Source organism: Pseudomonas koreensis, from assembly GCF_025447595.1.
Classification (GTDB): domain Bacteria; phylum Pseudomonadota; class Gammaproteobacteria; order Pseudomonadales; family Pseudomonadaceae; genus Aquipseudomonas; species Aquipseudomonas koreensis_H.
The window spans coordinates 16,245-31,845 of the sequence record NZ_JAOEJU010000005.1; the positions used below are offsets into that span (position 1 = coordinate 16,245).

A 15,601-nucleotide genomic window follows, 5' to 3' on the forward strand; every position below is an offset into this window, starting at 1 on the left:
GACGGGGTTGAGGTACGAGCGTGTGGCGCTCGAAAACGTGGAACGCGGTCGGCCCTCCGTTGCCGGAGGGCCGAGCGCTTTACAGCAGGATAGTGCGGATGTCCGCCAGCAGGTCGCTCAGACGCTTGGTGAAGCGTGCAGCAGCGGCGCCGTTGATCACACGGTGATCGTAGGACAGCGACAGTGGCAGCATCAGTTTCGGCTGGAACGCTTTGCCGTCCCAGACTGGCTGAATGGTTGCCTTGGAAACACCGAGGATCGCCACTTCCGGCGCGTTGACGATCGGCGTGAAACCGGTGCCGCCAATGTGGCCGAGGCTGGAAATTGTGAAGCAGGCACCTTGCATCTCGTCCGACGAGAGCTTCTTGGTCCGGGCTTTTTCAGCCAGGGAAGCGGCCTCGGCGGCCAGTTGCAGCAGGCTCTTCTGGTCGACGTTCTTGATGACCGGTACCAGCAGGCCATCCGGGGTGTCGACGGCGAAGCCGATGTTCACGTATTTCTTGCGGATGATCGCCTTGCCGCTTGGAGCCAGCGAGCTGTTGAAGTCCGGCAGTTCCTTGAGCAGGTGTGCGCAGGACTTGAGCAGCAGCGGCAGGATGGTCAGCTTGACGCCGGCCTTCTCTGCGACGGCTTTCTGTGCGGTGCGGAACGCTTCCAGCTCGGTGATATCCGCCGAGTCGAATTGCGTTACGTGCGGCACGTTCAGCCAGCTGCGGTGCAGGTTGGCAGCGCCGACCTGCATCAGGCGGGTCATCGGTACTTCTTCGATTTCGCCGAAACGGCTGAAGTCGACGACCGGAATCGGCGGAATGCCCGCGCCACCGGTTGCGCCAGCAGCAGCGGCCGGTGCTTCCTTGGCCTTCTGCATCATGGCTTTGACGTAAACCTGCACGTCTTCTTTCAGGATGCGACCGTGCGGACCGCTGGCGCCGACAGCGCTCAGCTCGACGCCGAACTCGCGAGCCAGTTGACGCACGGCAGGGCCGGCGTGAACTTTCGCACCAGGCTTGGCTGGAGCAGCAACCGGAGCGGCAGCAGCAGGTGCAGCGGCGGCCGGAGCAGCAGCGGCCGGTGCCGGAGCGCTCGGAGCAGCAGCTGGAGCCGGGGCAGCAGCCGGAGCGGCGCCTTTGACTTTCAGCTTGAGGATCAGGTCGCCAGTGCCGACTTCGTCATCCAGCTTGATGGAAATGCTTTCCACCACACCAGCGGCAGGCGACGGGATTTCCATGCTCGCCTTGTCGGATTCCAGAGTGATCAGCGACTGATCGGCTTCAACGCTGTCGCCAGCCTTGACCAGCACTTCGATGATCTTGGCCTTGCCGGCCGAGCCGATGTCCGGAACATGGATGTCCTGAACGCTGTCGGCCACCGGAGCAGCAGGCGCGGCGGCCGGAGCCGGCGCAGCGGCAGCGGCTGGAGCAGCAGCCTGGGCCGGAGCGGCCGCAGCAGGGGCCGCGGCACCCGCCACTTCCAGATCCAGGATCAGGTCGCCAGTGCCGACTTCGTCGTTCAACTTGACGCTGATGGCCTTGACCACGCCAGCGGCAGGCGACGGGATTTCCATGCTCGCCTTGTCGGACTCCAGGGTGATCAGCGACTGATCAGCCTCGACAGTGTCGCCGACCTTGACCTGGATCTCGATGATCTGGGCCTTGCCCGACGAACCGATATCCGGCACGTGCACTTGCTGAACCGAAGCGGCAGCAGGGGCAGCAGCTGGAGCAGCCGGTGCAGGAGCGGCAGCCGGTGCAGCTTCGGCCTTGGCGGCAGGAGCAGCAGCCGGAGCAGGGGCCGCTTGCGCGGCGCCCTCGACTTCCAGTTCCAGCAGTTCGTCGCCTTCTTTCAGGCGATCGCCCAGCTTCACTTTCAGGCTCTTGATGACGCCGGCCTTCGGGGCCGGCACTTCCATGCTGGCCTTGTCCGATTCCAGAGTCAGGATGCTCTGGTCGGCTTCGATACGGTCGCCGACCTTCACAAACAGTTCGATTACTTCACCTTCACCGCTGCCGATGTCAGGTACGCGAATGAGTTCGCTCACAGAGTTTCTCCTCAGCAGTCCAGTGGGTTGCGTTTTTCCGGGTCGATGCCGAACTTGGTAATGGCCTCGGCCACGACTTTAGGTTCGATATCACCACGGTCAGCCAGTGCTTCCAGGGCTGCCAACACCACGAAATGACGGTCGACTTCGAAGAAATGACGCAGTTTCTTGCGGCTGTCGCTGCGGCCGAAACCGTCGGTGCCCAGGACTTTGAATTCCTTGGACGGTACCCACTGACGGATCTGCTCGGCGAACAGTTTCATGTAGTCGGTAGACGCGATGACCGGACCCTTACGGCCGCTCAGGCATTCTTCGACGTAGCTGCGCTGAGGCTTCTGGCCAGGTTTCAGACGGTTGCTGCGCTCTACGGCCAGGCCGTCGCGACGCAGTTCGTTGAAGCTGGTGACGCTCCACACATCGGCGCCGATGTTGAACTCTTCACGCAGGATCTTCGCCGCTTCACGGACTTCACGCAGGATGGTGCCGGAGCCCATCAGCTGTACGTGATGCGCCGCATCGCGGGTGTCTTCTTCCAGCAGGTACATGCCTTTCTTGATGCCTTCTTCGGCACCGGCCGGCATGGCTGGCTGCTGGTAGGACTCGTTCATCACGGTGATGTAATAGAAGATGTCCTGTTGCTCTTCGGTCATCTTCTTCATGCCGTCCTGAATGATCACCGCCAGCTCGTAGCCGTAGGTCGGATCGTAGGTGCGGCAATTCGGGATGGTGGCAGCCAGCAGGTGGCTGTGACCGTCTTCGTGCTGCAGGCCTTCACCGTTCAGGGTGGTACGGCCGGCGGTGCCGCCGATCAGGAAGCCACGGGTGCGGCTGTCGCCAGCGGCCCATGCCAGATCGCCGATACGCTGGAAGCCGAACATCGAGTAGAAGATGTAGAACGGCAGCATTGGCTGGTTGTGGCTGGAGTACGAAGTACCGGCGGCGATGAAGGAGCTCATGGCGCCTGCTTCGTTGATGCCTTCTTCAAGGATCTGACCTTTCTGGTCTTCCTTGTAGAACATCACCTGGTCTTTATCGACTGGCTCGTAGAGCTGGCCGACGGACGAGTAGATGCCCAGCTGGCGGAACATGCCTTCCATACCGAAGGTACGGGCTTCGTCCGGGATGATCGGAACGATGCGCGGACCGATTTCCTTGTCCTTGACCAGTTGCGCGAGGATCCGCACGAAGGCCATGGTGGTGGAAATTTCACGGTCGCCGGAACCGTCGAGGATCGCCTTGAGGGTGTCCAGATCCGGAGTCGGTACGCTGAAGCTTTGTGCGCGACGCTGAGGCACGAAACCGCCCAGTGCAGAGCGACGCTCGGCCAGGTAACGGGCTTCGGCGCTGTTTGGCTCCGGCTTGAAGAACGGCAGGTTTTCCAGCTCTTCGTCTTTCACCGGGATGTCGAAGCGGTCGCGGAACAGCTTCAGGCTGTCGACGTCGACTTTCTTGGTGTTGTGCGCGGTGTTCTTCGCTTCGCCCGCACCGGTACCGTAACCCTTGATGGTCTTGGCCAGGATGACGGTCGGCTGTTCTTTGTGGTTGACCGCTTCGTGGTACGCCGCGTAGACCTTGTACGGGTCGTGGCCGCCACGGTTGAGTTTCCAGATCTCGTCGTCGGACAGATCAGCAACCATCGCCTTGAGTTCAGGCGTGTTGAAGAAGTGTTCACGCACGAACGCGCCGTCTTTGGCTTTGTAGTTCTGGTACTCGCCGTCGATGACTTCGTCCATGCGACGTTGCAGGATGCCGTCGACGTCTTTGGCCAGCAGTGGGTCCCAGAAACGGCCCCAGATGACTTTGGTCACGTTCCACTGAGCACCGCGGAACACGCCTTCGAGTTCCTGGATGATCTTGCCGTTGCCGCGAACCGGGCCGTCGAGGCGCTGCAGGTTGCAGTTGATGACGAAGATCAGGTTGTCCAGCTTCTCGCGGCCGGCCAGGGAGATGGCGCCCAGGGATTCCGGCTCGTCGCACTCGCCGTCGCCCAGGAAGCACCAGACTTTCTGTTTGCCCGGCTGGATGAAACCGCGGTGTTCCAGGTACTTCATGAAGCGAGCCTGGTAGATCGCCTGGATCGGGCCCAGACCCATCGAAACGGTCGGGAACTGCCAGAAGTCAGGCATCAGCCAAGGGTGCGGGTAGGACGACAGGCCCTGACCGTCGACTTCCTGGCGGAAGTTGTTCATCTGGTCTTCGGTGATGCGGCCTTCCATGAATGCACGGGCGTAAACGCCTGGCGAGGTGTGGCCCTGGAAGTAGATCAGGTCGCCGCCGTGTTCGTCGGTCGGGGCCTGGAAGAAGTAGTTGAAGCCGATGTCGTACAGGGTCGCACTGGAAGCGAAGCTGGAGATGTGACCACCCAGGTCAGAATCTTTCAGGTTCGTACGCATTACCATGGCCATCGCGTTCCAGCGTACCAGCGAGCGAATGCGGCGTTCCATGAACAGGTCGCCAGGCATGCGTGCTTCGTGGGTAACGGGGATCGTGTTGCGGTAAGGCGTGGTGATGGCGTAAGGGAGCTGCGAACCGCTGCGGGTCGCCAGTTCACCCATACGGGTCATCAGATAGTGAGCACGGTCTTCGCCTTCTTTGTCGAGAACCGATTCCAGGGCGTCCAGCCATTCCTGGGTTTCGACGGGATCGAGGTCTTGCATGGCTTGCTCCAGGGCGGAAAGGCTTCCAGAATCGGTTGCCTGAGTTTGCGACTGGCCTTGTGGGCAGACGATTTAAAATTCTTGGATTGCCGACAGGTTGTTCCGGCGGCGTGTAGTTTTACTACAAATCATCCGGCATTTCAGCCTTTCGAATGTATAGACGAGTAGTAAAACTACAGATGAAAGGCTTGTGGCCTCCGACTGCGTTGTGAGAATAATCGTTAAGGTTGCTCTTTATCCATCCGAAAAAGGTGAAAGTTTGATGTTGGCTGCCAAAGAAAAAGAAATTTCAGCTATTTCTCACTTTTGTTCGACAGTCCTTCGCGTAGCGGTTTTTCAATCATCACTACAAGCGGCCATTTACACGCCGATCAAGGATAGACCATGACCCTGCCTGCGCTTGCCGAACTGCCTGCCATCCTCCTGCCGTTGGTCAGTCGATCGGAGCAGTCGTTCCGTGCGGCCGTCGCGCAACTGGAAGACGATCACGGCTTCTCCTCCTGGACGCCGGAACGCTGGGCGCAGTTCGCCCGCGTCAGCGCCGCCAGCGATTTCGTCATTGAACAGAGCGTTCGTGACCCTTTGATGTTGTTGTCGCTGGTGCAGTCCGGCGAGCTGGACCGGCCGTTCGCCAAAGGTGAGTTGTGCGCGCAGATCGCCGCCGCCGTCAGCCTCGCCCAGACCGAAGATGAACTGGGCCGGGCCCTGCGCCGTCAGCGCACCCGGCATCAGGTGCGGATCATCTGGCGCGACCTCAACCGCCAGGCCGATCTGGTGCAGACCTGCCGCGATCTCTCTGACATGGCCGACGCCAGCATCGATCAGGCCTATCAATGGTTGTACCGCCGCCATTGCGACCAGTTCGGTACGCCGACCGGCCGACGCAGCGGCGAACCGCAGCAGATGGTCATCCTCGGCATGGGCAAGCTCGGCGCGGTCGAGCTGAACTTGTCCTCGGACATCGACCTGATCTTCGCCTACCCCGAGGGCGGCGAAACCGTCGGCGTGAAGCGCCCGCTGGATAACCAGGAATTCTTCATCCGCCTCGGCCAGCGCCTGATCAAGGCCCTCGACCCGATCACCGTCGACGGTTTCGTGTTCCGCGTCGACATGCGCCTGCGCCCGTACGGTTCGTCCGGCGCGCTGGTGCTGAGCTTCAATGCGCTGGAGCAGTATTACCAGGATCAGGGCCGCGACTGGGAGCGCTACGCGATGATCAAGTCGCGGGTGGTGGCCGGCGATCAGGTGGCAGGCGAGCAGTTGCAGGAAATGCTGCGGCCGTTCGTTTACCGGCGCTATCTGGACTTCTCGGCGATCGAAGCGCTGCGCACCATGAAGCAGCTGATCCAGCAGGAAGTGCGGCGCAAGGGCATGGCTGACAACATTAAGCTCGGCTCCGGTGGTATCCGTGAAGTCGAGTTCATCGCCCAAGCCTTTCAACTGATTCACGGCGGTCGCGACCTGAGTCTGCAACAGCGCCCTCTATTAAATGTGTTGAGCACGCTCGAAGGGCAGGGCTATCTGCCGCCAGCGGTGATCAGCGAACTGCGCGAAGGTTACGAATTCCTGCGTTACACCGAACACGCGATCCAGGCGATTGCCGACCGCCAGACCCAGATGCTGCCGGACAGCGCTCAGGATCAGGCGCGTATCGCGTTCATGCTCGGGTTCGCCGATTGGGAGGCATTCCACGAGAAGCTGATGTTCTGGCGCGGTCGTGTGGCCTGGCACTTTGCGCAAGTGATCGCCGATCCCGATGAGGACGAAGGCGTCGAGAGCGAAGTGGTGGTCGGCGGTGAATGGCTGCCGCTGTGGGAGGAGGCTCAGGACGAAGAAGCCGCCTGTCGCCAGCTGGAAGAGGGTGGTTTCGCTGACGCGACCAAGGCCTTGAAGGCATTGGCGAGTCTGCGTGCCAGCCCACAGTTGCGAGCGATGCAGCGTCTGGGGCGCGAACGTCTCGATGCCTTTATTCCACGCCTGCTCGCTCAGGCGGTGGAGCACGAAAATCCCGATCTGGTGCTGGAGCGGGTGCTGCCGCTGGTCGAAGCGGTGGCCCGGCGCTCGGCTTATCTGGTGCTGCTGACCGAAAATCCTGGCGCGTTGCGGCGTTTGCTGACGTTGTGCGCCGCCAGCCCGTGGATCGCCGAGCAGATCACCCGCTTCCCGCTGCTGCTTGATGAATTGCTCAACGAAGGCCGGTTGTTCAAGCCGCCGCTGGCGCCGGAACTGGCCGCCGAGTTGCGCGAGCGCCTGACCAGGATCCCGGAAGACGACCTCGAACAACAGATGGAAGCCCTGCGCCATTTCAAACTGGCGCACCGCTTGCGCGTCGCCGCCTCGGAAATTGCCGGCAGCCTGCCGTTGATGAAAGTCAGCGATTACCTGACCTGGCTGGCCGAAGCGATTCTTGAGCAAGTGCTGGCCCTGGCCTGGCGCCAGACCGTGGCCAAGTACGGCACGCCGCTGCGCACCGACGGCACGCTGTGCGATCCCGGCTTCATCATTGTCGGTTATGGGAAAGTCGGCGGGATCGAGTTGGGGCATGGTTCGGATCTGGACCTGGTGTTCATCCACGATGGCGACCAGCAAGCCGAAACCGATGGCCCGAAACCGATCGATGGCACGCAGTTTTTCACTCGGCTGGGTCAGCGGATCATTCACTTGCTGACGGCGCAGACCAACTCCGGTCAGCTGTACGAAGTGGATATGCGCCTGCGTCCGTCCGGCGCGTCCGGGCTGTTGGTCAGTTCGCTCGGCGCGTTTGCGCGCTATCAGGAAAATGAAGCCTGGACCTGGGAACATCAGGCCCTAGTGCGGGCGCGGGTGCTGGTGGGCAGCAAGGATGTCGGCCAAGCGTTCGAGGGTGTCCGGGCTCAGGTGCTGGGCAAGGCGCGGGATCTGGCGAAACTGCAACAGGAAGTGAGCGAGATGCGCGCCAAGATGCGCGACAACCTCGGGAGCAAGAGCACCGCCGCCGGCACCGGCGCGAATGCCTTCGAGGCCACGGCGCCGTTCGACCTCAAGCAGGACGCCGGAGGTATCGTCGATATTGAATTTATGGTGCAATACGCGGCTCTGGCGTGGTCGCAAACCCACCCGCCGTTGCTGCGCTGGACGGACAATATCCGCATTCTGGAAGAGCTGGAGCACGAAGGGCTGATGCCTGCCGAAGACGCCAGCCTGTTGCGCGAGGCCTACAAGGCCTATCGTTCCGCCGCCCACCGGCAGGCCTTGCAGAAGGACGCCGGGGTGATACCGGGCGATCAGTTCGCGGACGAACGGCGGCAGGTGATGCGGATCTGGCGTGAGCTGGGGCTAAGCTGATTCTCGAGACGGGGAGGCGTAAAGCCTCCCCGGTTCGTTTATGGAAACCACATGAATATTCTGATCGTTGGGCCCAGTTGGGTCGGTGACATGGTGATGGCGCAGACACTGTTTCAGTGTCTCAAACAGCGCCACCCGCAGTGCGAAATCGACGTGCTGGCCCCCGAGTGGAGCCGGCCGATCCTCGAACGCATGCCCGAAGTGCGCAAGGCCTTGAGCTTCCCGCTCGGCCACGGCGCGCTGGAGCTGGCGACCCGTCGGCGGATCGGTAAATCCCTGGCCGGCCAGTACGACCAGGCGATCCTGCTGCCGAACTCGTTGAAGTCGGCGCTGGTGCCGTTCTTCGCCGGCATCCCGAAACGCACCGGCTGGCGCGGCGAATTCCGCTACGGCCTGCTCAATGACGTGCGCACGCTGGATAAAGAACGTTATCCGCTGATGATCGAGCGTTTCATGGCGCTGGCCTACGAGCCGAACGCCGAGCTGCCGAAACCTTATCCGCGCCCGAGCCTGCAGATCGATCCGGTGACCCGCGAGGCCGCATTGGCCAAGTTCGGTCTGACCCTCGACCGCCCGGTGCTGGTGCTGTGCCCCGGCGCCGAATTCGGTGAAGCCAAACGCTGGCCGTCCGAGCATTACGCCAAGGTTGCCGAGGCGCGGATTCGCGAAGGCTGGCAAGTCTGGCTGTTCGGCTCGAAGAACGATCACGCCGTGGGCGAAGACATTCGTGCGCGGCTGATTCCGGGCCTGCGCGAAGAGTCCGTGAACCTCAGCGGCGGCACTTCGCTGGCCGAGGCCATCGACCTGATGTCCTGCGCCGACTCGGTCGTGTCCAACGATTCCGGCCTGATGCACGTGGCCGCTGCACTGAATCGCCCGTTGGTGGCCGTCTACGGTTCGACCTCGCCGGGTTTCACCCCGCCGCTGGCCGAGCACGTGGAAATCGTCCGTCTGGGTCTCGATTGCAGCCCTTGCTTCGACCGCACCTGCCGTTTCGGCCATTACAACTGCCTGCGCCAGCTGATGCCGGACGCGGTCAACGATGCCTTGCAGCGTTTGCAGGGCTCTGTGGTCGAGGTTCATTAACTTGCGGGTATTGCTGATCAAGACTTCATCGCTGGGCGACGTGATTCACGCGTTGCCGGCGCTGACCGACGCCGCCCGGGCGATTCCCGGGATCAAGTTCGACTGGGTGGTGGAAGAAGGTTTCGCCGAGATTCCGACCTGGCACCCGGCCGTAGGCAAAGTGATTCCGGTGGCGATCCGCCGCTGGCGCAAAAACATCTGGCAAACCATCAAGAGCGGTGAGTGGAAACGCTTCAAGCAGTCCGTTCGGGCGAACAAATATGACTTGGTGATCGACGCTCAGGGCCTGCTGAAAAGCGCCTGGCTGACCCGCTATGTCAAAGCCCCGGTGGCCGGTCTCGACAAGGGCTCGGCCCGCGAGCCGATTGCTTCGCGCTTCTACGACCGCAAACTGGCGGTGGCCCGTGGACAGCACGCCGTCGAGCGCGTGCGTCAGTTGTTCGCCATCGCCCTGGGTTACGACTTGCCCAAAGGCCTGGGCGATTACGGCCTCAACGTCGAGCGTCTGGTCGAGCTGCCGCGCAAGAATGCCTACGTGGTGTTCCTCCACGGCACCACCTGGGACACCAAGCACTGGCCGGAGGCCTACTGGCGCGAGCTGACCGAACGGGTCGGCTACCTCGGCGTCGGGATCAGGCTGCCGTGGGGCAACCCGCTGGAGAAGGCCCGGGCCGAGCGCATCGCCGCCGGTTTCAAACACGCCGAAGTGCTGCCGAAGCTGAACCTGGCCGGAGTTGGCAAGGTGCTGGCCGGCGCCCAGGCCTGCGTCGCGGTGGACACCGGTCTTGGCCATCTGGCCGCGGCGCTGGACGTGCCGACGATTTCCCTGTTCGGCCCGACCAATCCGGGCCTGACAGGCGCCTACGGCAAGCTACAGATTCACCTCGGCAGCGATTTCCCGTGCGCGCCGTGCCTGCAAAAGAAATGTACGTATCAACCGACCGCGCAGGATGCCCGTCAGTTTGACCTGAAACGCGAGTGGCCCCTGTGCTTCACGCGTCTGAATCCCGAGCGTGTTGCCAGCCGACTGAGCACGTTGTTGATGGCTGAGGAGCTGCGCTGATGCAATTGGCTTTTGTCCTGTACAAATATTTCCCGTTCGGCGGTTTGCAGCGCGATTTCATGCGCATCGCCCTCGAATGCCAGAAGCGCGGGCACCAGATCCGCGTCTACACCCTGATCTGGGAAGGCGACGTGCCGCCCGGTTTCGAAGTGCTGGTGGCGCCGGTCAAGGCGTTCTTCAATCACCGCCGCAACGAAAAGCTCAGCGCGTGGATGGAAGCGGACCTGGCCAAGCGCCCGGTGGATCGCCTGATCGGCTTCAACAAGATGCCGGGGCTGGACGTCTACTACGCCGCCGACGGCTGCTTCGAAGACAAGGCGCAGAACCTGCGCAATTCGCTGTATCGCCGCTGGGGTCGCTATCGCCACTTCGCCGAGTACGAGCGCGCAGTGTTCGCCAAAGACGCGAAGACCGAAGTGCTGATGATTTCCGAAGTGCAGCAGCCGCTGTTCATCAAGCATTACGACACGCCGCTGGAACGCTTCCACCTGCTGCCGCCGGGCATCGCCCAGGACCGTCGCCGCCCTGCGGATGCCGACCAGATTCGCGCCGGTTTCCGCGCCGAATTCAACCTCAAGGACGACGAGCTGCTGCTGGTGCAGATCGGTTCCGGGTTCAAGACCAAGGGCGTCGATCGCAGCCTGAAAGCGCTGGCCGCATTGCCTGCCGAGCTGAAGAAACGCACCCGGCTGTTTGTAATCGGCCAGGATGACCCCAAGTTGTTCCAGATGCAGAGTGCGACGCTGGGCCTGGGCGACAACGTGACGTTCCTCAAGGGGCGCAGCGATATCCCGCGTTTCCTGCTTGGCGCCGATCTGTTGATTCACCCGGCGTACAACGAAAACACCGGTACGGTGCTGCTTGAAGCGCTGGTCGCCGGGTTGCCGGTGCTGGTCAGCGCGGTCTGCGGTTATGCCCATTACATCGCCGAGGCCGACGCCGGGCGAGTGCTGGACGAACCGTTCGATCAGGCGCAACTGACGCAATACCTGACTGACATGTTGAACGACGACGCTGCACGGGCGGCCTGGAGCCGCAACGGTCTGGCCTTCGCCGAGACGGCCGACCTCTACAGCATGCCGCAGCACGCGGCCGATGTGATTCTGGCGGAGCACGCTTAAATGAAGTTGATGCTGGCTGAACCGTTCAAGAGCCTGTGGGCTGGCCGCGATGCGTTCGTGGAAGTCGAGGGCTTGCAGGGCGAGGTGTACCGCGAGCTGGAAGCCCGCCGGACGTTGCGCACGGAAGTCGACGGCAATGGCTTTTTCGTCAAGATCCACCGCGGTATCGGCTGGGGCGAGATCTTCAAGAACCTGCTGACCGCCAAGCTGCCGGTGCTCGGCGCAGGTCAGGAATGGAAGGCTATCCAGCGCTTGCAGGAAGTCGGCGTGCCGACCATGACCGCTGTCGCGTACGGCGAGAAGGGCAGCAACCCGGCGGATCAACATTCGTTCATCGTCACCGAAGAGCTGGCGCCGACCATCAGTCTCGAAGACTTCAGCATCGACTGGGTCAAGCAGCCGCCGCAGCCGAAACTCAAGCGGGCGCTGATCGCTGAGGTCGCGCGCATGACCGGCATGATGCACCGCGCCGGGGTCAACCACCGCGACTGCTACATCTGCCACTTTCTGCTGCACACCGACAAACCGGTGACTCCCGAAGATTTCAAACTCTCGGTGATCGATTTGCACCGCGCCCAGACCCGTCCGGCGATCACCCAGCGCTGGCGCAACAAGGATCTGGCGGCGCTGTACTTTTCCGCACTGGATATCGGCCTGACCCGCCGCGACAAGCTGCGTTTCCTCAAAGGTTACTTCCAGCAACCGCTGCGCCAGATCCTGGCTGAAGAAGCGCCGTTGCTGAGCTGGCTCGAAGGCAAGGCCAACAAGCTCTACGCGCGCAAGCAACGTTACGGGGATGCGCTCTGATGGCGGGTTGGAATCTGGAGCCTGAGTACCGTGAACTTGCGCAATATTTCGGTAGCCTCGAAGCGGTATTTGCCCTTCAGGGTGAGCGCCTGACCCGCGATCCATTGTCCGAAGTCATTCGCGTGCAGTTCAATGGCGTCAACTATTACGTCAAACGCTACGTCGGTGCCGGCAAAGGCCTGCGGCGTTATCTGGGCAAGCCCCGGGTGAAGATGGAATGGCAGAACCTCAAGCGCTTCGCCAAGTGGGGCATTCCTACCGCCGAAGTGGTGGCGTGGGGCCTGGAGCGCAACGGCATGGCTTACGATCGCGGAGCGATGATCACCCGTGAACTGCCGCGCACCGAAGACCTGTCGGCGCTGGCCGAGCGCAACGATCCCAAGCTCAAGGATCGCGCCTGGGTCGACGGCGTCAGCCGGCAACTGGCCGGTTATACGCGCGTCATGCACGACCATCGCTTTACCCATAACGATCTGAAGTGGCGCAACCTGCTGATCGACGATCAGGCGCAGTTGTATCTGATCGACTGCCCGAACGGCGATTTCTGGCGCGGCTTCTGGCTCAAGTACCGGATCACCAAGGATCTGGCCTGTCTCGACAAGGTGGCCAAGTATCACTTGTCGAACACCCAGCGCCTGCGCTTCTACCTGCAATATCGTGGGCGTGATCGGCTGAATGCCGCCGACAAGCAACGGATTCGCCACGTGGTGAGATTTTTCGAGGGACGCGAATGACTGATTTTCTGGCCGCTGAAGACCGTGCGTTGCTGGAGCGCCACGGTCTCGGCACGTTCGATGGGCTGTGGTCCAAGCAGCTCGACGCCGTGGATGAGCCCAACACCGACGGCGGCGGCTGGAGCAGCGTGTTTCGTCTGGAGCTGGAAGGGCATGCCTATTACCTCAAGCGCCAATGCAATTACCTGACCCGCACGTTGCACGCACCGTTCGGCGAGCCGACCTTTGCCCGGGAATTTCGCAACATCAGTCGTTACAACAAACTCGGCATTCCGGCGTTGCAGGCGGCGTTCTTCGGTGAGCGCAAGGTCAACGGCGAAGTCCGTGCGATCCTGCTGACCCGGGCACTCGACGGTTGGGACGATCTCGATTCGCTGTTGCAGCGCTGGTCCGACCTCGATGCCACGCAGCAATCGGCGATTCTCAAGTCTTGCGGCCTGTTGGCGCGCCATCTGCACGGCATGCGTCAGGTGCACGGCTGCTTCTATCCAAAACACATTTTCCTGCGTGCCGAGGGCGACGGCTATCAGGCGCAGTTGATCGATCTGGAAAAGACTCGGCCGTTGCTGTTCGGTATGCGTGACCGGGTCAAGGATCTGGAGCCGCTGCTGCGCCGTGCGCCGGAGTGGAGCGAAGCGCAATTGCGTGAGCTGCTGGCGGCGTATCTCGATCAATCGACGGACAGTTCGCTGGTCGACAGCTGGGTCACGCGGCTGACCGCGCGGCGCAGTCGCAAGGAGACCCGCTGATGCAGCTGTCCGACCTGAAAAATGCCGGGCGTACGCCGAGTCTGCCGTTGACGGTTTCGCTGGCCGATGCGGCGGGCGCTGCCGATTTGCAGTTGCTCAGTCTGTTGCGGGTATTGCCGGGGCAGCGTTATGTCGGTGCCGGTGTGTGGCGCGGGCGTCCAGTGCTGGCCAAATTGCTGGTCGGTAGCAAGGCTGCGCGGCACTTTCAGCGTGAACTGGAGGGTGTGAAACTGCTCGCCGCCCAGGGCATGACCACGCCGTTGCTGCTGGCCGATGGCTTGAAGGACGGCGAGGGTGGCTGGCTGCTGTTCGAGTTCCTCGAAGGCGCCGAAAGCCTGGGCGATGCCTGGAACAAGGTCGAATCCTTGCCGGTTCTGGCCGACGAGCAATCGGCGGTGTTGGCGGAAGCGCTCGGCGCCATTGGCCAGTTACACGGCAAAGGCCTGTGGCAGGAAGATCTGCACCTGGACAATCTGTTGCGCCACGGTGGTCAGCTGTATCTGATCGATGGCGCGGGCATCTGTGCGGAAAACGCCGGCCAACCGTTGTCCCGGCAGAAAGTGCTGGAGAATCTCGGGGTGTTCTTCGCCCAGTTGCCCAAGTCGCTCGAGCCGTTCACCGAAGAACTGCTGGTGTATTACCTGCTGAGCAACAGCGAGCACGCGCTGCCGCTGGAAGCTTTGCAAAAGCAGATCGACAAGGTGCGCGCCTGGCGCTTGAAGGACTACCTGATCAAGGTCGGTCGTGAATGCACGCTGTTCAGCGTCAAGCGCGGTGCGTTCGGTCTGCGGTCGATTCGCCGCGAGGAAGAGCCCGCGATGTTGCCGGTGCTGGAGCAGGCGGATGCCTTGCTCGATCAGGGCCATCTGTACAAGACCGGCGGCGCGGCCAGTGTCGGCAAGGTCGAGGTTGCCGGGCGTCCACTGGTGATCAAGCGTTACAACATCAAGAATTTTGCCCATTGGCTCAAGCGCTTCTGGCGTCCAAGCCGCGCCTGGCATTCCTGGCGTGAAGGCAATCGCCTGGCGTTCCTCGGCATCGCCACGCCCAAACCGCTGGCGGTGCTGGAAACCCGTTTTCTCTGGCTGCGCAGCAAGGCCTATCTGATCACCGAACACCTGGCCGGACCGGACATCATCGAGCGCTTTGCGCCCTACGTCGAAAGCGGTGCGGCGCCGGAAAGCGAGTTGCAGGCGCTGGATCAGCTGTTTGCACGGTTGATCGCCGAACGCATCAGCCATGGCGACTTCAAGGGTCATAACCTGTTCTGGCAAGAAGACCGCTGGGCGCTGATCGATCTGGACTCGATGTGCCAGCACGGCTCGGTGGGCAGCTTCGCCCCGGCCTATGCCCGGGATCGCGCGCGGTTCATGCGCAACTGGCCCGAGAGCAGTGCGCTGTATCAGGTGATTGATCAGCGCTTGCCCAAGGATGTAGCGGGCGCTGTGTGATTATTTTCGCCAGCGCGTAAGACGTTTCTGCAGTTGAATCCGGGTGAGGGTTGTGGCGACAAATCCTTGTGACTTGTCCTACGGCCTTCCCGGAACCCATGAACTGCCCCGCGCAAAACCCCGATGCTAGTTTGCCCCGACGTTCCCGGAGGGCAAACCTTGAGCATCAAAAACGCTATCACCATCGGCGCATTTTCCTTGGCACTGTCCGGCTGCGGCACCGCCGTCACGGTGTTGCAGGACGATGAAGACGCCACGCGCGGCCTGCGCAAACAGAAGACCTACTGTCAGTCGATTCCGCGCATCTACAGCGGGCTCGCCCATGATTTCTGCCTGCTGCACGCGCCGCCCGATCCTACCGGCATTCTGGTACCGGTCGTCCTGCTCGACCTGACCCTGTCCGGCGTTTTCGACACGGCGTTCCTGCCGTATACGATCTATCGCCAGGCGGTGGACGGGAATATCAGTGTTTATTGGCGGCCAGGCCGGGGGTGAGGCTTTTAAAACTTTTGCGGCTTCCAGAAAGCGAAAAGCCCCGGTGATCTCACCGAGGCATCAACGCCGACCGGGA

General features: G+C 61.9%; 11 protein-coding genes. 9 read left to right on the forward strand and 2 right to left on the reverse strand.

Translation table 11 applies throughout. From position 1 onward, the window contains the following. Nucleotides 1–79: 79 nt before the first annotated feature. Together aceF and aceE are read right to left on the reverse strand one after the other, a co-directional pair. Nucleotides 80–2,038 (reverse strand): dihydrolipoyllysine-residue acetyltransferase, encoded by a 1,959-nt coding sequence (gene aceF / locus N8H71_RS08880; RefSeq protein ID WP_262193685.1) that lies wholly within the window; start codon nucleotides 2,036–2,038, stop codon nucleotides 80–82. Between the two features lie 11 nt (nucleotides 2,039–2,049). Further along, on the reverse strand, nucleotides 2,050–4,695 hold the full coding sequence (gene aceE, locus N8H71_RS08885) for a pyruvate dehydrogenase (acetyl-transferring), homodimeric type (protein WP_007952295.1): 2,646 nt from the start codon (nucleotides 4,693–4,695) through the stop codon (nucleotides 2,050–2,052). Nucleotides 4,696–5,079: 384 nt separating this feature from the next. Between aceE and glnE the strand changes: the two genes are divergently transcribed. The 9 genes from glnE (at nucleotide 5,080) to N8H71_RS08930 (ending at nucleotide 15,525) form a co-directional block, all read left to right on the forward strand. After that, nucleotides 5,080–8,019, forward strand: coding sequence for a bifunctional [glutamate--ammonia ligase]-adenylyl-L-tyrosine phosphorylase/[glutamate--ammonia-ligase] adenylyltransferase (gene glnE, locus N8H71_RS08890; protein WP_262193686.1), 2,940 nt, complete (start codon nucleotides 5,080–5,082; stop codon nucleotides 8,017–8,019). A 51-nt stretch (nucleotides 8,020–8,070) separates the two neighbouring features. Continuing rightward, complete coding sequence (waaF, locus tag N8H71_RS08895; RefSeq protein WP_039766536.1) at nucleotides 8,071–9,105, forward strand: lipopolysaccharide heptosyltransferase II; 1,035 nt, start codon at nucleotides 8,071–8,073, stop codon at nucleotides 9,103–9,105. A gap of 1 nt (nucleotide 9,106) precedes the next feature. Then, nucleotides 9,107–10,168 (forward strand): lipopolysaccharide heptosyltransferase I, encoded by a 1,062-nt coding sequence (gene waaC / locus N8H71_RS08900; protein ID WP_262193687.1) that lies wholly within the window; start codon nucleotides 9,107–9,109, stop codon nucleotides 10,166–10,168. Beyond that, nucleotides 10,168–11,289, forward strand: coding sequence for a glycosyltransferase family 4 protein (locus N8H71_RS08905; RefSeq protein ID WP_085685321.1), 1,122 nt, complete (start codon nucleotides 10,168–10,170; stop codon nucleotides 11,287–11,289). The genes waaC and N8H71_RS08905 overlap by 1 nt, the downstream gene beginning before the upstream one ends. Beyond that, entirely contained in the window at nucleotides 11,290–12,096 is an 807-nt protein-coding gene (gene rfaP / locus N8H71_RS08910) for a lipopolysaccharide core heptose(I) kinase RfaP (protein WP_085608461.1), read from the forward strand. Continuing rightward, nucleotides 12,096–12,830: a lipopolysaccharide kinase InaA family protein gene (locus N8H71_RS08915; protein WP_262193688.1), complete on the forward strand. Its 735-nt coding sequence runs from the start codon at nucleotides 12,096–12,098 to the stop codon at nucleotides 12,828–12,830. Before rfaP ends, N8H71_RS08915 begins: the two co-directional genes overlap by 1 nt. Beyond that, nucleotides 12,827–13,579 (forward strand): lipopolysaccharide kinase InaA family protein, encoded by a 753-nt coding sequence (locus N8H71_RS08920; RefSeq protein ID WP_262193689.1) that lies wholly within the window; start codon nucleotides 12,827–12,829, stop codon nucleotides 13,577–13,579. The genes N8H71_RS08915 and N8H71_RS08920 overlap by 4 nt, the downstream gene beginning before the upstream one ends. Beyond that, the gene (locus N8H71_RS08925) at nucleotides 13,579–15,030 is read left to right on the forward strand and encodes a lipopolysaccharide kinase InaA family protein (RefSeq protein WP_262193690.1); all 1,452 of its coding nucleotides are present in this window, start codon (nucleotides 13,579–13,581) and stop codon (nucleotides 15,028–15,030) included. Before N8H71_RS08920 ends, N8H71_RS08925 begins: the two co-directional genes overlap by 1 nt. 159 nt (nucleotides 15,031–15,189) lie before the next feature. Next, nucleotides 15,190–15,525, forward strand: coding sequence for a YceK/YidQ family lipoprotein (locus N8H71_RS08930; RefSeq protein ID WP_262193691.1), 336 nt, complete (start codon nucleotides 15,190–15,192; stop codon nucleotides 15,523–15,525). Nucleotides 15,526–15,601 lie beyond the last annotated feature (76 nt).